A 25829-nucleotide genomic window follows, 5' to 3' on the forward strand; every position below is an offset into this window, starting at 1 on the left:
TGTTCGTCGGCAGAACGTCCGAAAGACGCAGTTCCATCGGGTGGTTAGGTTCAGGGGCAATTACGCTCCTGTCCCCATGCGAGGAACACTGAAATGTCATCGCCAAGCCGCCACCGCTGGCCTCGTCGCCGCGCCGCACGCAATCAAAAGCGAATCCACCACAGCGCCAACCGCCGGCTACTGATGGAGTCGCTGGAAGACCGCAGGGTACTGGCGGTTTTTGGCACGCCCGTGGAGATTTCGAGTGATTCCGCTGAGACCAATGCGTCGTTTGGGGCGAGCGTAGCGGTCATTGAAGAGACCGCATTTGTGGCGTCACCGGGTGCGACCGTCAATGGACTCGCAAGTGCTGGCAACATCCAAGTCTTTGGGCAAGAGGATCAGGGCGACAACGACCCGACGAACGATACGTGGGGACAAATTCCGTTTTCGTTCACAGCACCTAGTCCAGAATCGGGGGCCGCATTCGGTTCATCGATCGCTGTTAGCTTGCCGTACGTCGTTGCTGGCGCACCGGGAGAAGACAATGGCGGAACGGATCAGGGTGCGGTTTACGTCTACGATATTTCGCCGCTGCTTAATGAGTCAGGTCCCCCCATCATTCACAAGCTAACGGCCCCCGTTGCTGCCGACGGTAATCGGTTTGGCGAGTCAGTTGATATCGACGGTGGAAAGGTGGTTGTGGGTGCACCGGGCGTCGACGGCAGCTCCAGTGACGAGGGTGCAGCCTTTGTGTTTGAGTACAATGGATCGACTTGGGATAGCACAACACTCACATCCAGCACACCGCAATCGAATGCTCAGTTTGGATCGGCCGTAGCCATTAGCGAGAATCGGGATGTAGCTGGATTCGGCGTGGATCCAGAGATCATCGTCGGTGCACCGGGCGAAGACGACGGTGTAGCCTCGTCTGATCGCGGCGCCGGCTACCGCTTCACTTTCGCCGATCACGTTGGCAACGATAGCGTCGCTGAATGGGGACAAGACACTCGATTTACCGCTCCGGCTCCAGCGGACGGTGCGAATTTCGGTGCGTCGGTCGACGTCGATCAAGACATCGTGATCGTTGGCGCGCCGGGTGTTAGCGAGGCACACGTCTATACCGGATTGTTTGGCAGTTATGACTATTTGTTCTCGCCCAGCGAGCTCTTTGCGGCGGCGATCGAGGCGTCCACAGTGCCCTCGTCGGCGCATTATGGCGAAGCAGTTGCAGTCGACGTTCGGGATCTCGATCAGGGAGACATCGCGTTCGCGGTCGGCGTTCCTGATCTCGTACTTGGATCCGATGCTCCTGGCGGAGCGGTACATGTTACCGGTGCTCCAGATGATCCATCGGATCCAAGCAATGTTGAACAGGACTTTTTGGTCGGTCAACAATCGCTGGCTCGGTTCGGTGCATCGGTCTCGATGAACGCCGGCATGATTGCGATCGGCGGTCCCTCGTTTGACGATGGTGATGACGAAGACGTCGGTCTGGCGGCAATCGCTGGCGCCGCTTTGCCGCCAGCACCGGTTGACTTTGGGGACGCATCCGGAGCGTATCCCACGCGTCGGAGCGATGGAGGTCCTACTCATATCGTAGGCAGCTTGTATTTGGGAAGTTCTGTCGACGCCGAAGACGAAGCATTTGATTCGCACGACGCCCAAGGCGATGACCACAACAACGTGGACGACGAGGACGGAGTCACGTTTGCTGACGGCACACCGCTGGAGCAAGGCGTGCTGGTGATTGGCGAAACCAACCAGTTGCAGATAACGCTATCCGAGCCGGGCTACGTCGATGCCTGGATCGACTTTGAAGACGGTAGCTACGACTTCGATGGCGGTGGCGAACAGATCATAACCTCCAGCCTGCTATCCGCTGGCGTCAACACCATCGACATTTCGATTCCATCGTCCGTCATCAACACGATCGCCGACCATGGCAGAACGTATGCAAGGTTCCGGGTCAGTTCCGCGGGCGGCCTAAGTCCGACGAGCGCGGCCAACGACGGTGAAGTCGAAGACTATGCGGTGTCGCTGGGCGTGCGTCCCACCGCCTCGTTCGCCTTTGATCCATCAGTTCCGCTTGAATTTGGCAACGGCATTCAGCTTGACGCCGTTTCGTCGCAGGACAATCCGGGGCCAAACAACTTCTCACTGCAGTTCGATTGGGATTTGGATGGTGATGGCGACTTCACCGACGCGAGCGGAGGACAACTGCAGTTGTCATGGCTCCAGTTGTCAAGTTATGGCATCACAATAGGCAGCAATCCAGTCAGCCTTCGTGTAACCGACGCGGACGGTCTGACAGACACCATGACCCGAAATCTCGAAGTTTTTCTCGACCCCGATGTTGTGGTCGACCTGCCAAATCTCAATAGCGCGCTGGAGCTGATTCGTTTGGGCGACGACTTAGTACTGCGGAACATGAGCGACTCTACCGAAGTCCTTCGTTTGCCGTATGCCCCCGTCAATACCTTGACTGTCGAAGGCAACTTCAGCGACGACTTCCTGCAAGTCAACAACGTCAACGGAGATCCAGTTCCGCCCGGAGGGCTATTCGTCAATGGCGGGGTCGGTGCGTTTGATACGCTCAGCATCGAGGGATACGAAGGCGGGTTGGAGCATACCTTCACGCGCCGAGACGCGGGAACGCTCGACTTCGACAACGGAGCTCAGATCAACTATACCGGGCTTGAGCCGGTCCAATCAGCAGCGGGCATTGACGATCTGACGTTGAACTTGATTCCAGGTTCAGAATTCTTCGGCCCGGTCGTCACGCTGCCCGGCGGTGTCAGCACCTCGACCACTCCAAGTACACCTGGTGCCGCGGGGATTGGCAATGGGATCAGCAAAACGTACAGCGGAATCGACACTTCCAGCTTTGACACGGCCTACTGGGGCCTGACCGAAGACTTCTTTTACACGACCGGTGGCAGCTATATCCCCTGGGGATTCGACACCGGGATTGGGCTCAGCGGAGCCGCTCAAATGAATTCCAGTACGAACAAGATCGATACGAGCCGACTACTATCATCTGGTTCGGGTTACTCGAACTTCAGCGCAGGCCGTGCCGAGTGGCGATTGCCATCGATCGGTTTTGACACCAGTGGAAACAACTCACCCGATACCAACGTCCAAGCACGCTTGTTGTTGGACGTGACAACCCCAAGCGGTTCACCGTTGCCGCTACAGCCCTCATCTTTTTTGGGCATTGACGGCGATATCGGTGTGGTACATCAAGTCACACAGCCGTTCCGTACCCAGATTCGCATGCAGGCCTACTTCGCAGGTTCGTGGCAGCCCGTCGTCACCCTCTACGACAATGTATCAAACGGTGGCGGCGGTGCGGTCACCAGCTTTGGTTCGGCATTTTGGGTTGACGGACATCGCGTCTTCCTGGAAGACGTTGGCACGCCAAACGATGGCCAGTCGCGAATTCGCAGCGAAACCGATGCCTTCGAGCAACATTTGTTTGCCAATCCATCCCATTCACTTACCGTCAATGCGGCCGGTGAAACGACCATCGAATTGCGGGTGATGGACGACGATTTCGCACCGGCTGATCTGATCCTCAACGGTCAGTCGACCGACCTTTACGAATCTTCTGCGTCGAACATCATCCCCGACACGACCAGCGTGACGGTCGGCGTGGGCACGACACTGGATCTACTTGGCAATAGTGACGCAATCGACGGACTCAATGGGGATGGTCTGGTGACCAGCACCGGCGTGACGACCTTGACGGTTGGCAGTGGCGATGGTGACGGAAGTTTCTCGGGCACGCTCGGTCCTGGATCGGGCGGTATCACGCTGGTCAAAGAAGGTGTAGGAACACAAACATTGGCGGGCACCGGCAACTTAAGCAGCATCGATATCAACGCTGGCACGCTACTGATCAACGGCGATTACAGCGGCAGCAACACGGTTACCGTATCCAATTCGGCCATACTTGGCGGCACCGGAAACCTTCCCAACGTCGTGCTGCAGGACAACGCTACACTGGCGCCCGGCCTCAGCCCCGGTATCATTAGCGTTGTTAATTTGACACTTGCCGCAGGCATAACATTCGATGCCGAGATTAACGGCGCGACGCCGGGCAGTCTGCACGATCAAGTGATTGTCAGCGGCGATGTCAATCTGAACGGCGCGACGCTTGATGTCTCTAATTCCATCGGCTTCACGCCATCCCTTTCCGACGTGATTGTGTTAATCAACAACACGGGCCCCAATTCCGTCGCGGGCCAGTTTGCTGGGTTGGCCGACGGAGACAACGTCACGCTGCCCGGCAGTTCAGTCTTTTCAATCTCCTACAGCGGCGGTACAGGCAACGACGTGGTGTTGATTCCAAATCCGGCCCCCGAAGTCGATCTCAACGGCGATGATCAAACCGGGATCGATTTCGCGACCACGTTCACCGAAGACGGCGGACCGGTCTTGGTTGGTGATACGGATTTTGCCGTTTCTATTGATGAAGTCTCGTCTGGCCCTATCGCCTCTGAAATAATTCAACAAACGTCAAGTAATACGATTTACTTAAGCTCTGGCGAAACAACGGTTTTTAACAACTTTTTCAATGTCAATTCGTCCGCCGATCTGGTTAGAGCCAGTGCTTCACTTAACTTAGCCAACAACAGCAACGGATTTGAGACTGTCGAAGCGAAGATTTACGTGGACGGAACAGTTCACTATCGACGATTTGATCTGGATCCCCAAGAGCTTCAAACAGGCGCGGACTCAACCTTTCACGTCAATCTTGAAGATTGGGTCACAGGGTTAGCTCCTGGATCACACAGCGTCAGAGTCACACTCCGCTCTCTAACAGGCACCGGCCCATACCTAGACGGAAATCCCCAATCTCACGCGCTGCGAGTCGTAAGATTTAATCAGTTCCCAAATGGTACTCCTAGTGCATCTGAAATAATTCAACAAACGTCAAGCAATACGATTTACTTAAGCTCTGGTGAAACAACGGTTTTTAACAACTTTTTCAATGTCAATTCGTCCGCCGATCTGGTTAGAGCCAGTGCTTCACTTAACTTAGCCAACAACAGCAACGGATTTGAGACTGTCGAAGCGAAGATTTACGTGGACGGAACAGTTCACTATCGACGATTTGATCTGGATCCCCAAGAGCTTCAAACAGGCGCGGACTCAACCTTTCACGTCAATCTTGAAGATTGGGTCACAGGTTTGGCTCCTGGAACACACAGTGTCAGAATCACACTTCGCTCTCTGACTGGCTCCGGCCCATACCTAGACGGCAATTTCCAATCTCACGCACTGCGAGTCGTAAGATTTAATCAATTCCCGAATGGTACTCCCAGTGCGTTTGAAATAGGTCAGCAAACATCAAGCAATACGATCTCCTTAGGCCCTAGCGAAACCACGGTTTATAGCGACACTATCAATGTCCATTCGTTCTTCGACATGGTACGCGCCAGTGCTTCTCTTAACTTAGCCAATAACAGCAGCGGATTAGAGACTGTCGAAGCAAAGATCTACGTGGATGGAACAGTTCATTACCGTCAATTTGACTTGGATCCCCAAGAACCTCAAACAGGGGCGGACTCAACCCTTCAAGTTAGTCTCGAAGACTGGGTTACAGGGTTGGCTCCTGGAGCACATAGCGTCAGAGTCACGCTCCGCTCTCTAACAGGCACCGGCCCCTACCTAGATGGAAATATTCAATCTCACGCGTTTACGATCGCCAAGTTCGGTTCCTTGTCTGAAAGCAATCTTGATTCCGCGACAGTAACGCTCACAAACCCATTGGATGGAATCAACGAGACATTATCAGCCGATACAACTGGTACCGCCCTCTCCGCGTCGTATATTGCGGGGGTCCTAACATTAACCGGAACTGACACCGCGGCGAATTACGAGCAAGTGTTGCGAACGGTGACCTACAACAACACGTCACAGAACCCCAACACAACAGATCGCATCATCGAAGTCGTTGCCACCGCCGATGGGGTGGACAGCGAGATTGCCACTACGACGCTGACCGTCGTACCTATCAATGATCCGCCGGTGATTACGATCGGCGCGAATGACTCGGCGAGTGAAACGCTATTTGAAACTGATTCACTATTGTCGGTCGATCGCACACTCAGCGTCGAAGATGTCGACGCATCCGACACGGTGATTGCTTCTGTTGAATCGCTAGCGGTCACCGGCGACGACAATGGGAGCGGCAACGCGGCATTGCTGGCGATGATGACTGTCGGTCCTAATCCAGTGATCGATGGGAGTTCCTCAACTGGAACGATCGACTGGACATTCGACAGTGGAACCGAAGCGTTTAATCACCTCGCAGCAGGCGAGTCATTGCAACTTGAGTACACGGTGTCCGTTTCCGATAATGGCGATGGAAATTCGACGCTTGGCGACTCTGCGACCAACCCCGGGTTGTCGGCCCTGGACATTTTAAATAACCGACCCGGCGCCAGCGACGGCGTCTACTGGATCGATCCCGACGGTCCCGGAGGTGATGCCCCACAACAGGTCTATGCCGATATGACGACCGATGGTGGTGGATGGACATTGGTGGCGTCGACCCGCGACATCACGTTAAACGATCAGGCGAGCCTCTATTACTCAGACCTGACGACACTCAGTCCCGTTTCAGGACACGAGGGTATCTGGAATGGCATGCGTCCAGTTGCCTCCGGCAATAGTGACATTCGCTTTTCAGCTCGTGCCGAAGTCTACGTGGGCCCCTTCGACGTTGACCTCGCCTTCTACGACATTCAGTGGTACGACGAGATTACGAGTTCGTTCAATGACGGCGACATCGGGTTCGAGGAGAGCGACGGAAGTGGTCAAACGCTGCCCCCACCAGCTCGCCGGAACCTGCTCACCGGAGATTTTCGACCACTCGGTGATCAGTGGGACTGCGGATACCTCGAAGGAGAGGACTATGCCGGCGACACCGGTGACTTCACCGTTGACTTTGATGACCGTGGCATGGACAACATCCAGAGCGACGGGACGGACTGGGGTGAAGATGACGGTTCAAAAAAAGCTGGTGTAAGCTCCGTCAGCGGAGGTACGTGGCACATTTGGGTTCGCGAGCTGAGTGGGGTGAGTTCATCGTCGGGGGCTACTGACACCCAGGTGGTCACCGTAACAATCAATGGCACCAATGACGCGCCGACGGCGGTGGATGACACGCATGCTATTGTTGAGCAGTTTGGTGACGAGTCGAGCAACATTGTCAGCGGTAATATCATCACCGGTGTTGGCAATCCTAATACCCTCCCCGACAGCGATCCTGACACCATCGACATATTGACCGTGGACGCCTCTGACGTGACAGTGCACGTCGGGACCTACGGTAATCTGACAATCACAAATGCCGATGGATCCTACGTGTACGAACTGGGGGCAACCCACGTACAGAACATGTTGCTGAATAGTGTGAATACCGGCAACACGGTCTACGACACCTTCATCAACTTGGACATCATCGATAGCAATGGCGGCAGCGATGATTCCACATTGACCGTGACTATCACGGGCACGACCGACAATATGGCACCGGGGATTGTCGGCGGTGATGAAGCGTTTGAAAGTATCTCCGAAAATAGCACGGCCATTATCACCAACGTGCAAACGACCGATGATTTGCACTCGGAGGGTAGCGGTCTGACGTACAGCAAGTCGGGAGCAGACGCGGCGTTATTCACCCTGAACGCGTCCACCGGCGAACTTTGGTTCACGACCGCAAGGGACTTCGAAACTCCTGGTGACGCGAATTCAGACAACGTTTATGAAGTGACGGTGACGGTGACCGACTCGGGACCGGGTACTCCCTTGACCGATTCGCAGGACATTTATGTCACGGTTACCGACCTGCAGGCCTTTATCTCGATTGCCGATGCGACTGCGGTATCCGAAGGCGACACCGCGTCGTTCGCGGTGACCGCAACGGGCGACAATATTCTTCTGCCCTACGACATAAACTACAGCAGTTCGCAGGGCACTGCCAACGTGGGCGATTATTCGCTAGTGGGCAGTACGCTGACGTCCGTTGCGGGGGGACTCGTAAGCGGCCCGATCACCGTGAACACGATCGAAGATGCTGTCGTCGAAGACAACGAGACATTCACCGTCTCACTCGACAGTGTCACCTCTGGCATCAACGATGTGACAATCGTTGTGAACGAGGCCACAGGCACCATCACCAATGACGACAGCGCTACGATCTCGATCGGTGACGTCAGCCAGAGTGAGACCGACGGCACGATCACTTTCAGTTTCGGTGTCACCATGACGGCCGAGGTGGATACCGACGTGTCGATCAATTACCAGTCCGTCGACGGGTTCGCCGTGGAAGCCACCGGTGGTGTCGGCAATAACGATTATCAAGCGGCCAACGGAACCGCAAGCATCAACAGCGGGTTGACCTCAACCACGATCGACGTGACGGTCAACGGCGACAATTTGGCAGAACCTGACGAGAACTTCTTTGTCGAACTACTTGGGATTTTTGCGAGTGGCCGTGCGGTAACATTTCTGGACAACCAAGGCGAAGGAACCATTGAGAATGACGACTTCGCACCCGTTGCTCACGCTGGTGGACCGTATGTGATCGATGAAGGAGACGGTGTGACACTTCATGCGTCAGATACGACCGACGCCGACTTGACGACGCTGACCTACCGCTGGGATGTCGATGGTGACGGCGACTTTGACGAAAACATAACCGGCGAAACGCCAGTACTGACGCCGGCGCAATTACTCGCGATTGGACTGGGTGACGACGCGACCGTTACGATCACGGTCGAAGCCTCCGACGGATCCAATACGGATACTGCCCAGAGCACGGTAACGGTCAAAAACGTATCGCCCAGTGTAACGTTGGATCCAGTCAGCGTGATTGATGAGAACGGTCTGGCTACGCTCGCTGGAATGATTACGGATCCCGGAACGCGGGACACATTCACGCTCGACCTGGACTGGGGCGATCCATTGAGTCCCAATGATTCTCAATTGTTCAATTTGGGTGCGAGCACATTGACCGACAACGTTGACGGAATTAATTGGAATCCTACAACGCGCGAGTTCTCACTCAATCACCAGTATCTGGACGACAACCTGAGCGGTACGTCGGTCGATAACTACTCAATCGGTGTCACCGTCACCGACGACGACCACGGTAGCGTCAGCACGGGAGTTGCAACCTCTCTCGACCAGTCTTTTGACCCTGGAACGTCAGCCAATCGAGGTGCCGGTCCCTATCAGACAATTCAAAGAGCGCAAACGTTTACTGTCGGTCAGACCGGACAATTAGTCGGCGTCGATTTGCGTCTGAACCACGGATCATCGACAGTGAGTGATCTGATCGTCGATGTGAGACCCGCTGTTGGCGGTGTTCCAGTGGATAACGACGGCGATGCGCTGGCAAGTGTAGTGTTGACTACCAACGACGTGCCTGGCACTCCTACGTTCGTATCGGTTGACCTAAGTTCCTTCAACGTTAGCGTGTCCCAAGGCGACGAACTGGCGATCGTGCTGCGATTGACCAATACCACCGATAATTCTGGATTCAATTGGACGGGACAAAGTCCAGGGTCCTACGGAGGCGGTGGCTTGTACAACCGAAATATCAACAACACCCTTGGATGGCAGGCTAGTTCGGACATCGATATGGGCTTCAAAACCTATATCAAGACAGGCCTCGTTGATCCGGTCGTAACGGTCAAAAATGTCGCTCCAATCGTGACAGCCGCACCAGCTCAGACAATCGACGAAGGGTCACCGTTGACATTGGATGTCGCCACGTTCACCGATGTCGGCACGGTCGATACTCATACGGCGCAAATCGACTGGGGCGACGGCAGTGCGGCAATAATTGGTACAGTCGCACAAGGTGCTGGATCGGGAATTGTCAGCGGCAGTCACACCTACGCCGACGACGGAGTCTACACCGTTACCGTGCGTGTGGCTGATGATGACATGACGGGCGATTTTATAGACGGCGTGAACGGCACCGACTTTGTTGAGACAACGTTCCAAGTCAACGTCGAAAACGTCGCCCCAACGCTGACCGTCTCAGGCGATGATTCGATCGATGAGGGGTCGAGTTACACACTGAATCTGACGTCGAGCGATCCGGGCGATGACATGATCAACCAGTGGACGATCGACTGGGGCGATGGCACGGTAGAAAGTATCTTGGGCAATCCATCCAGCGTGACGCACGTCTATGCCGACGGGCCTGATTTATACTCGATAACCGCGACCGCAACCGACGAAGACGGCACGTACGACGCGATCTCTTTTGGCGGCGACGGCGGACTTGTCCTCGATCCCAGCTTCGGAGTCGGTGGCGAGGTGGTAATTCCACTAAGCACATCGGATGAAAACGTTCAGGTGGCCCAGGTGCTGCCGGATGGCAAGATCGTCTTTGCGGGAAGCACCAATGATCGATCGGGCGGTGGGACCAACCCTGCACTCGTGATTGGTCGGCTCAACCGTGACGGCAGCCTCGATACCGAATTTGGCAAAAATGATGGTGATGGGATTGATGGTTTAGTGATCGACGATCGTTACAGCACCCCAGGAGACATGCTGATTACTTCGACAGGCAAGATCATCTTACTATACAGCGGTCGCATCATGCTGGCTTACAACTCTGACGGATCACCCGACAACACGTTCGGTGGCCAAGCAAACAACAACCGCGCTCCAGGTCAGTTTATCAGTAACAACAACCCTGCTTCACTGGCAATCGATTCACTCGACCGAATCTACATGGGGGGATATTTGTATCGTAACACAGGCCCAGTGTCCTTTGATTTTTCCGTCTCGCGTTACCTTCCCGACGGCAGCCTCGACACCGACTACAGCCAGAACGATGGCGACGGATTTGACGGCGCTAACGTGTTGGATGGGGGGTCAAATACGGATGAAAACTTCCGTGAAGAAATCACCGACATCACGATTGATGCAATGGGACGCTTGGTAGCCGCCGGACGTTCGTCGACCAATGCCTTGACAGCCAACGGCACGACGCGTCTCACCGACATCGCTACACTGCGTTACAATGTCGACGGAACGCTCGATACAAACTTTGGAGCCGGCATTTCGCTTAGCAGTAATGGGTCGCAGGTGATCGAGAATATTGATGGCTTGGTGTTGACTGATATAAGCTCCTCTTCCGACTTTTCTTACGACATCGGTGTTGACAGTCAGAGCCGGGTATATGCCGCCACCAACGGCTCTGCGATAAGCTTGGAGGCCGATGGCACACGGCGAACTGATTACGGAGTAGCTGGTTTCCGGACCATTGGACCGGGAACGACGATTCGCATGGATGCCAACGACAAGTTGCTGTCCCTCGCCGGAGGTGTGGTCTCTAGATACCTGCCTAATGGTGTATTGGACCCATCCTTCGCCGACAACGGGAATCTCAACGCTCAAGGTAACTTTGCCCTGGGTTCAGGCCTCGATAGTGACGTGATTGTCTTCTTCGGTCTGTCCGGGGATGCGTTCTTTTTTAGCCGGTACGTGACCACGGGACTGTCTGTCACCGTCAACAACGTTGCCCCGGATTTGAGCGTGGTCGGCGATCAAACTGTCGACGAGGGATCGGTGCTATCGATCACGAACCTTGGCACGTTAACCGATCCCGGGTTCGACAACCTCGCCAATCCGGGTGGTGCCACCTTCGAAACCTTCACTTACAGTATTGATTGGGGTGATGGAGCAAACAACGATGACGGCACTACATCAGTCGACCTGATCGGGTCAGCTGAAACTTCGACCGAGGCTTCATTCGACGGCAGCCACGTGTATGCCAACGACGGAGTCTACACCGTTACCGTGCGTGTGGCTGATGATGACATGACGGGCGATTTTTCCAGTGGTGTCGCCGGCGTTGACTTCGTCGAGACATCCTTCACGGTCACGGTCGGAAACGAAGCGCCGACGTTCGACGCAGGGGCCGATCAATTGTCCAGCGAGGGCGCGATCGTCAGTGCCGGGACGATCAACTTCAACGACCTGGGCACGCTCGATGCACATACCGCCACGATCAACTGGGGTGATGGCACGGCCACCGAAAACGGAACCGTTACTGAAGCACCCTTCGGACCTCCGGGATCAACCGCGGGCGCCGATGGCACTGTCAACTTTTCCGACTATGTCTACGCCGATGACGGCATTTACATCGTGACCATCACGGTCACCGATGACGACGTTACGACCACCGACACGTTCACGGTCACGGTCGGAAACGAAGCACCGACGTTCGACGCAGGGGCCGATCAATTGTCCAGCGAGGGAGCGATCGTCAGTGCCGGGACGATCAACTTCAACGACCTGGGCACGCTCGATGCACACACCGCCACGATCAACTGGGGTGATGGCACGGCCACCGAAAACGGAACCGTTACTGAAGCACCCTTCGGACCTCCGGGATCAACCGCGGGCGCCGATGGCACTGTCAACTTTTCCGACCATGTCTACGCCGATGACGGCATTAACATCGTGACCATCACGGTCACCGATGACGACGTTACGACCACCGACACGTTCACGGTCACGGTCGGAAACGAAGCACCGACTTTCGACGCAGGTCCCGATCAATTGTCCAGCGAGGGCGCGATCGTTAGCGCCGGGACGATCAACTTCAACGACCTAGGCACGCTCGATGCCCACACCGCTACGATTAATTGGGGTGACGGCACGACCACTGAAAACGGAACCATTACTGAAGCTCCCTTTGGGCCTCCGGGATCAACTGCGGGCGCCGATGGCACCGTCAACTTCGCTGACCATGTCTATGCCGACGATGGCGTTTACACCGTCACCATCACCGTCACCGATGACGACGAAACGACCACCGACACGTTCACGGTCACGGTCGGAAACGAAGCACCGACGTTCGACGCAGGTCCCGATCAATTGTCCAGCGAGGGCGCGATCGTTAGCGCCGGCACGATCAACTTCAATGACCTGGGCACGCTCGATGCACACACCGCCACGATCAACTGGGGTGATGGCACGGCTACCGAAAACGGAACCGTTACTGAAGCACCCTTCGGGCCTCCGGGATCAACCGCGGGCGCCGATGGCACCGTCAACTTCGCTGACCATGTCTACGCCGATGACGGCATTTACACTGTGACGATTACTGTCACCGATGACGACGTAACGACTACCGACTCGTTCACGGTCACGGTCGGAAACGAAGCGCCAACGTTCGACGCAGGGGCCGATCAAACGGTCGATGAAGGCGACCTGGTTAGTGCCGGGACGATCAACTTCAACGACCTGGGCACGCTCGATGCCCATACCGCTACGATCAACTGGGGTGACGGCACGGCCACCGAAAACGGAACCGTTACTGAAGCTCCCTTTGGGCCTCCGGGATCAACTGCGGGCGCCGATAGCACGGTCGACTTCGCTGACCATGTCTACGCCGACGACGGCATTTACACCGTGACCATCACGGTCACCGATGACGACGTAACGACTACCGACTCGTTCACGGTGCTCGTGGGCAACGTCGCACCGACCATTAGCGATGCTTCGCTGACGAATTCGTCACCGGATTGTGGGCTGACGCACGCGGGTGATCCGATCAGCGTGTCGGTCGGCTTCACCGATCCGGGATTTGATAACCCTGCGGGTGGTACTACCGAGTCATTCACCACATCAACGATTGATTGGGGCGATGGAAATGTCGAAACGGTACCCGCGATTGACGTCGCCGAAGTTGACGGCAGTCCCGGTGTACTGACCTCCGGGACCATCAGCGGCACGCACACTTACATCGACGGCGGTGTTTATACCGTGACGATTACCGTGATCGATGACGATGGAGAGTCCGACGTGATCACTACCCAAGTCGTGACGACCGGCGTTGGGGTGGTCAATGGCACCTTGTACGTGATCGGCACCGAGGGCGAAGACAAAGTCGACATCAAACTCAAAGGCAGCGATGGCGGCAGCGACGGCGGCGCCGACCAAGTGATCAACGTCAAAGGCACGTTTGATAAAAAGGGCATCAAAGAGAAGTTTGATCGAGACTTCCCGCTGTCGCTGTTCACGATCACCGACATTGTCGTGCTGACGTGCGGTGAGGACGATGATGTTCATGTGCACAACAACATCACGGTCGATGCGTTGATCGATGGCGGTGCGGGCGATGATAAGCTGAAGGGCGGTCGCGGCAACGACACGATCATCGGTGGCGCGGGCGAAGACGACATCAAGGGCTATGACGGCGACGACCTGCTCGACGGTGGCGACGGTGACGACAAACTTCAAGGAGGCAAGGGCAACGACATCCTGCTCGGCGGTGGCGGCGATGACGACCTGAAAGGAGGCAGCGACGGTGGTTCCGACGGCGGCGGCGATGATGTCCTGTCCGGTGGCGATGGCAACGACAAGCTGCAGGGTGGCAATGGACTGGATATTTTGATCGGTGGCAACGGAGAGGACGATTTGAAGGGAGGCAAGGGAGAGGATCTGCTGATCGGCGGGATTGCGGAATTTGAATACGATTTCGCCGCCCTCGATGCCGCGATGGCAGATTGGGGTACCAATCCAACCGCTCCGCCAGTCTCACTCGGTTTACTGAGCGACGATGGGGACAAGGATGATATGAAAGGCGAAAAGGACGATGATCTACTGGTGGGCTTCGGCGACGATAAGATGAAGCAGTAAAGTTCGCGTATCCCCAAGCCGCCGACAAATGACGTCCGGCCGGATGTCGATTCGATTGTCGCCCGCCAGCAGCGAGTAGGCGGGCGGGCGAATCGACATCGTTGTGGCAAACAAGCCGAAGCGTCTCTTTGATACTTACCAAATCCGCAGAGGGCGTTTTGGACGCGATGGCAAACAACAAAAAATTGGTCTACTTGATGCGAGGTTTGCCGGGATGTGGTAAAAGCCATCTTGCTCGGCGGTTGGCCGCGGGCAAAGGTGTCGTGCTGGAAACCGACCAGTATTTCTACTCGCAGGTCGGTGACGATCCTGCATCTTACGACTATAGCGAAGCGCTTTTGCCAGCGGCGAGGCAATGGAATTTCGAGCGATTTCGCCAAGCAATCCGTCACGCGGCTACCCCGATTGTGGTTGACCGTGGTAATGGATTGAACCTCGAGACTCGTCGCTATGTCGCATTGGCGTACGAACACGGCTATCGCGTTGAATTGGCTGAGCCGGATTCCTCATGGTGGCTCGAATTGCGGGTGTTGCTGAAGTACCAACGCTATGTCGACCGCGAATTACTCGATGCCTGGGCCGAGCGTCTTGCCGAATCCACACGTCAAGATCACCGCGTCCCCGCTGCTACGATTCGCCACTGGATGAGTCACTGGCGACACGACTTGACGGTCGATCAGATCCTTGCTTGGAACGAGCCGAATCACGCTGCGAGACCAGAGGGAGACGATACCGCGGTGAATTCGGCAGGCTAGAGTTTTGTGAAGGTTGCAAACCACCGTTGAACGTCGCGAAATTCGTGCGGGACGATCGTTGTCGTTGCCGCCGGGATCGAATCGGTTGACGCATTCGCTAGGAGCGTTTGGCGTTGTGCGCTGCTAGCTTTGGGTGCGAGAACACGCTTTTGATTTGAGTCACCGACGGCGGTTTGACAAGATGCAAGTCAAACCCGGCGGCACGCGAGTTTTTACGATCTTCTTCTTGACCGTACCCGGTTAGTGCCACCAGCAGCACGTCATCCAAATCGGGTTGCGTTCGTATTGCTTTGGCGACTTGGTGACCGTCCATGCCAGGCAGTCCGATGTCCAAAAACACGACTTGCGGCTGGAATTCGTTGATTCGCGCCAACAGCGTCGGTCCGTCCGATGCGGTTTCGACTTCGTGATCGCCGACTTTCTTTAGTAGCGCCTTCAACAACCAAGCTGCCGATCGGTTGTCATCGACAACACTAACGCGACACGCCGCGACCGCGTCATCTTCGTTGAGCAGGATTGGGGAGTTTCCGGCGGCTTCGACAAGCGGCAGATGCACCACGAAGGTGCTGCCGTGGCCGAGTCCTTCACTGTGAGCGGAAACCGATCCCGAGTGCATTTCGACAAGCCGCTGCACGAGCGTCAAGCCGATTCCCAAACCGCCTTGCGACCGATCAAGTGACCGCGAGGACTGAGTGAACAAGTCAAAGACTTGCGGCAAGAGTTCTTTTTCGATCCCCACTCCGGTATCTCGCACGGTGATCACCGCCATGTTTTCATCACGCTGGACGGTCAAATCAATCTTGCCTCCGGAATCCATGTATTTCGACGCGTTGGTCAACAAGTTTTCGATCACCTGGACAATTCGTACGGGATCGACATGGACGTGCATCGGATCGGCAGCGACATGCACGTTCAATTTTTGATGCCGACTTTCGACCGTAGACTGGACCGCATGGACCGAGCGTTTGATCAGATCCGCCAGCTTCACCGTTTCTTTGCGAAGTTCCACTTTGCCTCGCATGATCCGCGAGACGTCCAACAAATCGTCGACCAATCGCACCACATGTTCGACTTGATCCTGCATCAATTCAACGATCTCGCGATGACCAGCCGAGTCCATGGCCAACAGATCAAGTCCGCTGCGAATCGGCGCGAGTGGATTTCGCAATTCATGAGCCAGCATCGCCAGGAACTCGTCTTTGCGGCGATCAGCCTCGCGAACCTGTTGGTACAGCAGCGCGTTCTGAATCGCGATCGCCGCACGGTGGGCCAAGTCGGCTGCCATGGCCAAGTCCGTTTCGCTATAGCGACGACCGGATTCGGCGCCGACGAAAGTCACTACGCCTAACACTTTCTCCTTGACCCGCAGCGGCACGCACATGTAGGACGCCAACGATAGTTGACGCAGCATCGCCAAATGCTCGTCGTTTTGGGCAGCGGTTTGCAACAGCGAATCCGGGATCTCTGGTACCAATTCGGCCTCGCCCGTCCGCAGCACCTTCATCACTCCGTATTCGGCATCCGCGTCAGGCGGGTAACGTCGATGCAGTTCTTCGGCGAGCATCACCTTGCTTGGATCCGCATGCGCGACTGCCAAACGCTGTACCGCCCCTTCGGCTTCGAGCATATCAACGGTACACCAATCCGCAAAATCGGGAACCGACAGGCTGGCAATTTTCTGTAGCGTCGATTTGTAATCGACTAAAGTTGACAACGACTTACTCGACTCGGCCAAAAACCGAAGCGTCTGTTCTAGATGCTTGCGTTCGGTGATGTCCGAACAGACACCAATCATGCGAACCGGGTTTCCCGCGTCGTCGCGAAACACACTGCCACGAGACTCGAGCCAGTGAACGCTGCCATCGGGCCATACGATTCGGTACTCGAGATGATGCAAATGGCCTTGCCGAACGGTGCTTTGAATCGTGTTCAAGACGCGGTCTCGATCCTCGGGATAGATATCCCGCTGAAAGGTCTCGAACGAGCCATCGAAACTTCCTTCGGGGATGCCGTGGATCTTTTCCAGCGTCGATGACCAAATCACCGTGCCGCTAGGGATTTTCCATTCCCAGCTGCCCATCCGTCCTGCATCCAGGGCGAGCCGAAGACGTTCTTCGCTGGTGACCAACTCCTGCTGGCTGAGACGAAGTTTCCGCTCGGCATGACACCGCTCTAGAAATTGCCCCAACTGGGAAACGACGGTTCCCATCATCTCGATCAGTTCTTCGTCCGAAGGTCTCACTTCGCTGCTGTGCAACACGATGACGCCAAAGGAGGCCCCATCGATCCGAACAGGATACGCCAATACGGCGTGTGAACCGATCTGCATAGCGGAAGAATCGTGACCAAATCGCTCATCGCTGGCGATATCGGAAATCCACAACGGGTCACCGCTTTGCGCGACATGGCCTGCAATTCCGCTACCAAGTTGGCACGTCCGCGAGGACGAGTCGTCCGACTTCGCTGCGAGATCCGAGTCGTGCGAACACCAGGCATGAGTTAGTTTCAATTGGGTGGGATCCGAGTCGGGACTCCAAAAGCAAACGGCATCCCAGTTCAACGTACTGCCCAAAACGGCCAGGATTTTTTTGATCGCCTGCGCGTCATCTTTTTGGTCGGCAATCACCTGGGCCACCGCCATCCGCGCGTTACGCCGCAGTTCGGCAGCCTTCTGTTGAGAAATGTCACGGTCGATTGCCGACGCGCCCACGACATTTCCCTCACTATCGCGGATCGGCGAGATACGAATCTCTACAGGGACCACTTGTCCATTTTTCCGCAACCGAATCGCCTCGAACGGCTCGACACGTTCGCCTTGCTGGACACGCCGAAGCGTTTCCAAGACCTCTTCTTTCGCTTCCGCTGGCGCGATCGTAGCGAAGATCGATTGGCCCACGGTCTCTTCGGCAGCAAAACCGAACAGTTTTTCCGCTCCGGCGTTCCAGTCGGTAACGACACCCGAGAAGGTCAAGCCCAGGATCGCATCTTCGGACGAATCGACCAGTGCCGCCAATCGACCCTGCTCGATCTCTGCGGCGCGTCGCTCGGACACATCGCGAAAGACCAGCACGACTCCTAAAATGTCACCCTCGCCATCTTGGATCGGAGCAGCACTATCGTCGATCGGCCGTTCACTGGAATCCCGGCTGATCAAAACGCTGTGATTGGCAAGCCCGACGATCCTGCGTTCACGCAGCGCGCGAGAAGCCGGGTTTTGCTGAGGTCGACGGGTCGTTTCGTCGACGATCTTGAAAACTTGTTCCACCGGCTGGCCGACCGCATGATCTTGTTGCCAACCGGTTAACTTTTCAGCGATCGGGTTGATGAAGGTGACCAACCCATTGGTGTCCGAGACGATCACGCCGTCGCCAATACTTGCCAACGTCACTCGCAACGATTCGCCCTGTGCCAACAATTGCTGTTGCAACTGTTGGCGTCGCCGCATCTCTTCGTTTAAATCGGTTAGTTTTTGATTTAGAACCGCGAAATGCGTTGTTGATTGTTCACGCGGCACCAATTTGATCATCAACTGGGTGTTGCCGCCATCGGGATCATGATGCAGCAGTGCCCCGTCGCAGCGAAACGCCACATTTTCGCCTTGCGTCGTTTCAAATTTCAAAACGCCAATGACCGAATCACGGTTGCGTGCACAATCGCGTAGATAGCGATTCACATCGTCTTCGGGGGAACAGGACAATTCCGTCAATCGCCGCCCAACCATCGGCGCGTGGGCAATCGGCAAACGAAGACATGGACGGTTTACCGCCAGCACGGTGCCATCGCGCGAGAGCAGCAAAGCCGCTTCGGAAAATCGATCGGCGAGAGAAGCAAATTCTGCGGGTGACATGGAGCTCAAACTTTAGGCTTTTAGATACTCACGACCGTCCGCCGCCATGGCGTTTGCGGTCGGCCGCAGATGAACCACAATCGTGCAACCGGCGTCCCCGCGCGCGATCGCTTCTTCGATGACGACCTTGGCATAACCAAGATTTTCCGATGCAATCACCCCAAAAACATTCGACGTCATCATACACAGCGACGGGCGACCGATCACTTTCTCTGCAAACGGGCAGCTGCGGTTCTTGAGGACGATTTTGTCATCGTCTTCATGAACGACGTAGAAATCGCCTTGGATTCGGCGTTTCAGATCGACCAAGACCTCGGCCACCTGGTGACGATCGAGCTGATCGACGCTGAGCGCGGTCCGGTAATCTTCGTTGATCTGATCGCCCACACGTTGGCCCACGATGCTGATAAATCCAGACGCCTCGTCCAGACCGACGACATCTTGCAGCGTCCCGGACAATTCGCGGATCAGCGTCCGCAAAAACACGTCTCGCTCAAGCGGAAGTGATAAGTCTTGAATGATGGGCAATTCGTTCAACGCGGGGTCCGACATGGTACGCCTCTGGTAGTGACCTAAACGAGGGGAAACAATCGCTGCGTGCCCCGCTTGTGTGGGGATTGGATCGGGTGCAGAGCATTATTAGCGAAGAACAAGCCCCCCCACGATGATGGACGGTTGGTGTTGTTATGAACACAATAAATTGGAACGGATTAGGCCGCTATTAGCAATGCAATTTATTGGCATGCCCCTTAAATTGGCACGCTTTCGCCCCCTTTTTCCAGCCCCAGCCGTTTCCACACGGGGGGCATCGTAACACTCCACGTAGTTGGAACAGCTTGTATCGACAGTACGCGATTGAGCGGCTTGGAATCCAGTACGCCAGTGCGAGCGAATGGCTTAATGACAGTGCCATCTATTTGGCAACTCAACGGTTGGCGTTTGTAGCAATGCGGCGTAACGCAGTGAAGCATTCTCTCGTGGCGACCTTCGCCAGAAAATGGTGATTCATTTGCGCGGCAACCAACCACGCTCTGGCGAGCGTCGCTACGAAACGGCAATCCAATGGATTGCCTTGGCTAAATGCTTCGCCACGTTCGACGCGTCTCGCTTTTGCGGCTTCACTCGTCGCTACGAAACGAACGCCCTCGAGCGGGGAAATAGCACAACCGAACTGCGGCAATTCTCATTCTGTTTTATGTCTGCCCCCTTACAATACAGCCTCTCTATTTTTGGCGTGCGGTCATTGCCCATCGGAACGCAACACAGTCATTGCGTTTGCTCTGGTCGTTGACAACCTCGCCTTTCACTCTTGCTCTGGAAGGACGCTCTCTCGATGCAGAGATTTTGTCATGCACAGCGTCAGAAATTTCGTCGAAGCTTTGAGTCGCTGGAAGCACGATGTGTGCTGTCGGCCATCTCGCTGTTTCCGGTCGCGGACACCTACACTCGAAAAGACTCGAACGTGGGCGGATCCGAAGTGATCGAAGTGCTCGATTTCAACGGCAACGACTTCTTGGGATACATTCGCTTTGATCTGTCGGCATTGAATATCGATCAGGTCTTGTCTGCCGAATTGACGCTCAACAAAGTGCAAGGCATCCGCAATGACACGATCAATGCAGATCGTTTCGATGTTTTTGGATTACTCGATCTTGGTGGAAACACGCCTCAACAATGGAACGAATATGCGTTGGCGGACAACGACTTAGGCGCGGAGTACACCAACAGGTTTGGCGACGGGCTAGATCTATCGCGAGTGGCTAACTTGGACGCCGAGAGCGGAGCGGATGTTAGCGAGTCGGTCGATAACTCGGTTGCCCCTCAACGATTGTCAGGCAACGACTTGGTCGCATTTCTTAATGACCGCGTGGACGATGACGGATTCGTAACCTTCATTGCGCGGGTGGACACAGGAAATGTTCGTGGGTGGGGGTATGGTTCAAGAGAAAACGCCGATCCAAACCTCCGTCCCACGCTGACGATACAGTATTCAGCGATCCCGCAGCCGCCGCGACAAGTCGAACGGCTCAATCGAGGCGTGGTAGCCGTACGAAGATCCGACACCGAGGCCTACATCGGGTGGCGGTTGTTCGGCGATGACCCCCGTGAGATTGGTTTCAATTTGTATCGCTCGACGGATGGGGCCGCCGCAGTCTTGTTGAATGCATCCCCGCTGACTCGAACAACCGACTTCGTCGACACCACCGCCGACCTGACGAAGAGCAACACATACTTTGTACGTGCCATTGTCGCTGGAATGGAACAACCGGCAAGTGAATCGTACGAGTTGCCGGCAGACGCAACCGTGCAGCAGCGGATCAGTATCCCGCTTCAAATCCCCGCCCCTGGGCCCGACTATCACTACGAAGCCAATGATGCCAGCGTCGGAGATGTTGACGGAGACGGGCAGTATGAAATCATCTTAAAATGGGATCCCTCGAACGCCAAAGACAACTCGCAATCAGGCACGACGGGAAACGTCTTGCTCGATGCCTATCGAATGGACGGGACGTTGCTGTGGCGAATCGATTTAGGAAGGAATATCCGAGCCGGTGCGCACTATACCCAGTTCATGGTTTACGACTTTGACGGCGACGGAAAATCGGAAGTGATCACCAAGACGGCACCGGGAACGATCGACGGCTCAGGGGATGCGGTGTTGTTGGATGCGGACAACGTTTCGGACGACTATCGAAACGACGGCGGGTACATTTTGAGTGGCCCTGAATATTTGACGGTCTTCTCGGGGTTAACCGGACAAGCACTTTCGACGGTCCCGTTTGAGCCCGCGCGGGGCTCGGTGACTCAGTGGGGCGACAGCTATGGAAACCGTGTCGACCGGTTTACCGCAGGCGTTGCCTATTTGGATGGGGCACGCCCAAGCGTCGTATTCGGCCGCGGCTATTACGACGCCCAAGGTGGCGGTCAGGCACGCAACGAGGTGGCAGCGTATGATTTTCGCGACGGCCAACTTTCCCTGCGATGGCACTTCAAAGCGGGCCAAAACATCAACGACAACGTCAATTCCGAGTATATCGGCGAAGGAGCTCACTCGCTGAGCATTGGCGATGGCGATGGCGATGGACGCGATGAGATCATCTATGGCGCCGCAGCGATCGATGATGATGGCCGCGGTTTGTACTCTACCACCTTGGGTCACGGTGACGCATTGCACATGAGTGACATGGATCCCACTCGGCCTGGGCAAGAAATCTTCATGGTCCACGAAGATCCGTCGTCCCATCAGGGTGTTGGTGGCGAATTTCGTGACGCGGCAACGGGCGAATTGATCTTCGCGATCCCCGGCACCGGTGACATTGGGCGTGGCGTGGCAGCCGATATCGATCCCAACTCACCCGGCTACGAAATGTGGGCTAGCGTCGAAAACCCAAAAGTCTATAGCGCCGCAGGTAACCCACTGTACGACATGTCCGCAAATATGTTCATCAACTTTGTCGTTTGGTGGGATGCCGACCTGACTCGCGAATTGCTCGACGGAACGACGATCTCGGAATGGAACAATCCCGGGCGCTCCAACTTTGATTTGGATCCAGGCACCAGCCGAAGTCAAATTTTTGCTCCGGGTGCCTCCTCCAATAACGGATCGAAACGTACGCCCGCGTTGTCAGCAGATATTTTCGGAGATTGGCGTGAAGAGGTGATTTGGCGACGCAGTGACAACACCGCTCTCGATATTTACACCACCATCATTCCCGCTGAGAACCGGCTTTACACGTTGATGCATGACACACAGTATCGTGTGGCAATCGCTTGGCAAAACACTGGCTACAACCAACCTCCGCACCCAAGTTTCTTTGTTGGTGCCGACATGCAAGAGGCCCCGATTCCCGCGATCTATTATGCCGGAAACGTCAACCAAGCTCCTGTGATCGCTCCCATTGATGATAAGTCGGTTAATGTCGGTACCGAGCTACGTTTTCGGGTGACTGCTACGGATCTAGATGTTCCGGCAAATGAACTGACCTACAGTCTCGATGCTGGATCACCGCCTGGCTCGAGCATCGATCCATCGACAGGACTGTTTACGTGGACTCCCGATCAGCAATACGGTAACCAATCCATTGATGTGACGGTCTTGGTTACCGACACTGGAACTCCTGCAAAAACCGATTCGGCTACGATTCACATTGACGTCGTGGATCCGTTTCCTTGGCACCACAGCGATGCTCCGTTTGACGTCAACAATGACGGCAAAATTTCGGCACTCGATGCATTGGTCATTGTAAACGCATTGCAGCGGAGTCCATCATCACCACGTTTACCTCGATTCCGCGACACGGGTTCGCCGTACTTGGATGTCAACCGAGACGGCTACGGTACCGCATTGGACGCGTTAGAGGTGATCAATCAGATGGGACGGCAGCGTCAAGTCCCTTCACCGCTTGGTTTGGCCATGCAACCGCTGCAGTATGGATGGATCGATAAGGACGACGATTCCGACCCGATCGATGCACTAATGGGGCAGGGGCATGATTGGATCGGCACGAAGTTTACCCGATTCATCCATGACTAACCGCGCCGCCGCGACATCCGGATCGTGAGAAAACAGCATCAAACGTTGGTGCCCAATGATGTCACGGATGAGACTCGGTTTCAGACGCCGAACGATCATGGGGAATTGGTCATACGCCAAGGTCCAAAATGTTTGCAGATGCGGCATCATCGGGAACAGATCGGCGGGGTAAATGGCCGTTTCTCCCTGCGACTTCAGCTTGACCATTTGATGGCCGCGAGTGTGTCCCCCGGTCAGTGACATCGTGACTCCGGGTTCGATATCGAATTTGCTATCGACGCACTGCAGCAAATCGGCTTCCGCCAACGGCACGAAGTCATCTTTGAAATAGGATCCAGCCAATTCGGGGACGTCCCCCACACCGTCCTCCCACTCGACTCGCTGGACGTAGTGCCGAGCACGGTGAAACGTTGGCTGCAATCGATGATTCTCGTCACGATAGGTGCATCCGCCGGCATGATCAAAATGCAAGTGCGTCAAAATCACCCAATCAAGCTGTTCGGGTGCGATGTCATGGTCACGTAGATTACGCACCAGCGGAGCCCCCGGCTGCATCGCATAGCGACGACGAATTTTCTCAGGTGCCTTGCTGCCGTAACCGCAATCGATCAGACCGAGTGAATTGGGTGTCCGTACGACGAGACAATTCGTCTCGACTCGAATTCGGTGCTGCTCGTCGGGTGCTGCGACTTGTTCCCAAAGCAGCCGTGGGACGACGCCGAACATATTGCCACCGTCAATCCTCAAGGTGCCGCCGCTAACGGGCAACAACTGCATCGCTCCGAGCGGAATCCATGACGTCATGTCGCCACCTCGGTATCGACCAGCATCGCCACCGCGTTGCCTCCGCCTAAACAGAGTGCTGCGACTCCCAACCGTCCTCCGCGAGCCTGCAATGCATGAATGAGCGTCACCAATACCCTCGCCCCGCTCGCGCCAATCGGATGGCCCAGTGAAATGGCGCCGCCGTTTACGTTGACTCGGTCCACCGGGATTGCAAGCTGGCTGAGACACGCCAGCATCTGGACGGCGAACGCTTCGTTGATTTCAAACAGATCGATATCGCTTAGCGAATGACCTGATTTGCGGACGACGTTCAAGATCGCCTCGACCGGAGTCACAAACAATTGCGAAGGGTCGCTGCCCGAGGTGGCCGATGCAACGATGCGGCAAAGCGCCCGGTGGCCCGACCGCTCGCTGGCGGATCGATTTCCAACGACCACCGCGGCGGCACCGTCGCTGATCATCGAGGCATTCCCAGCGGTCACGGTCCCCTGCGGAAGAAAGGCCGGCTGTAGCGCCGACAGACGCTCAAGCGTGACGTCACGGCGTGGGCCTGAGTCGTGTAGCACCGTCATGTCGCCTGACGGTTTGGAAACGACCACGGGCACCGTTTCTGCCGCAAAATCCCCTGCATCCATTGCTCGCAGTGCACGTTGATGACTTTGCAATGCATACAGATCTTGTTCGCTGCGTGAGATCCCTGCGGTTTCCGCCAACTGGTCCGCGATCTCTCCCATGGCGCTACCGCTAAACGTGCACGTCAACCCATCGTGGGTGAGCGAATCGAGCAGGCTGCGATCGCCTACCTTTGGCGAGTCGCGAGGCAATACCCAGCCCGCCCGACTCATGCTTTCCATTCCGCCGGCCACCACCACATCGGCATCACCGCACTGGATTGCCTGGGCCGCCAAGATGACCGCTTTCAGCCCCGAACCGCACACTTTATTGATGGTCAACGCGGCGACCGAAGGTTGCAGGCCGGCGTGAATCGCCGCTTGACGCGCCGGGGCTTGGCCGACGCCGGCCGTCAATACTTGACCGAGAATGACTTCGTTGACCGACCCGACCGACAAACGCGACCGTGCGACCGCTTCACGCACCACGATTGCCCCCAGCGCCGTCGCTGGCAATGTCGCCAACTCGCCTTGGAAGCGCCCCATTGGCGTTCGGCAGGCCGACAAAATAAAGGCGTCCCCCATCCGCTGACCTCACCCGTGAATCGATTGCACGGCACGCTTTCCCATCT

Annotated in this window: 7 protein-coding genes; 3 read left to right on the forward strand and 4 right to left on the reverse strand. The window is 55.8% G+C overall.

All coding sequences use genetic code 11. The annotated features are described in order from the left end of the window. The first annotated feature begins 93 nt into the window (after positions 1-93). A complete protein-coding gene (locus tag ABEA92_RS05390) occupies positions 94-14664 on the forward strand; it encodes a PKD domain-containing protein (RefSeq protein ID WP_345682780.1) in 14571 nt (4856 codons plus the stop codon). 128 nt (positions 14665-14792) lie between these two features. Continuing rightward, positions 14793-15419 (forward strand): AAA family ATPase, encoded by a 627-nt coding sequence (locus ABEA92_RS05395; protein ID WP_345682781.1) that lies wholly within the window; start codon positions 14793-14795, stop codon positions 15417-15419. Positions 15420-15516: 97 nt separating this feature from the next. Here the strand turns inward: ABEA92_RS05395 and ABEA92_RS05400 are convergent, their stop codons facing one another. Together ABEA92_RS05400 and ABEA92_RS05405 are read right to left on the reverse strand one after the other, a co-directional pair. Continuing rightward, a complete protein-coding gene (locus tag ABEA92_RS05400) occupies positions 15517-19266 on the reverse strand; it encodes a PAS domain S-box protein (RefSeq protein ID WP_345682782.1) in 3750 nt (1249 codons plus the stop codon). Positions 19267-19278: 12 nt separating this feature from the next. Next, positions 19279-19818, reverse strand: a complete 540-nt coding sequence (locus ABEA92_RS05405; RefSeq protein WP_345682783.1) for a methanogen output domain 1-containing protein — start codon at positions 19816-19818, stop codon at positions 19279-19281. A 781-nt stretch (positions 19819-20599) separates the two neighbouring features. On the opposite strand from ABEA92_RS05405, the gene ABEA92_RS05410 reads away from it, so the two are divergent. After that, positions 20600-23800, forward strand: coding sequence for a rhamnogalacturonan lyase family protein (locus ABEA92_RS05410; protein WP_345682784.1), 3201 nt, complete (start codon positions 20600-20602; stop codon positions 23798-23800). Here ABEA92_RS05410 and ABEA92_RS05415 read toward each other — a convergent pair. Further along, positions 23741-24604 carry an MBL fold metallo-hydrolase gene (locus tag ABEA92_RS05415; protein WP_345682785.1) on the reverse strand — a complete coding sequence of 288 codons (864 nt, stop codon included), beginning with the start codon at positions 24602-24604 and terminating at the stop codon, positions 23741-23743. The genes ABEA92_RS05410 and ABEA92_RS05415 overlap by 60 nt on opposite strands. After that, on the reverse strand, positions 24601-25782 hold the full coding sequence (locus ABEA92_RS05420; protein ID WP_345682786.1) for a thiolase family protein: 1182 nt from the start codon (positions 25780-25782) through the stop codon (positions 24601-24603). Before ABEA92_RS05420 ends, ABEA92_RS05415 begins: the two co-directional genes overlap by 4 nt. Positions 25783-25829: the final 47 nt, after the last annotated feature.

Source organism: Novipirellula caenicola (assembly GCF_039545035.1).
Taxonomy (GTDB): Bacteria; Planctomycetota; Planctomycetia; order Pirellulales; family Pirellulaceae; genus Novipirellula; species Novipirellula caenicola.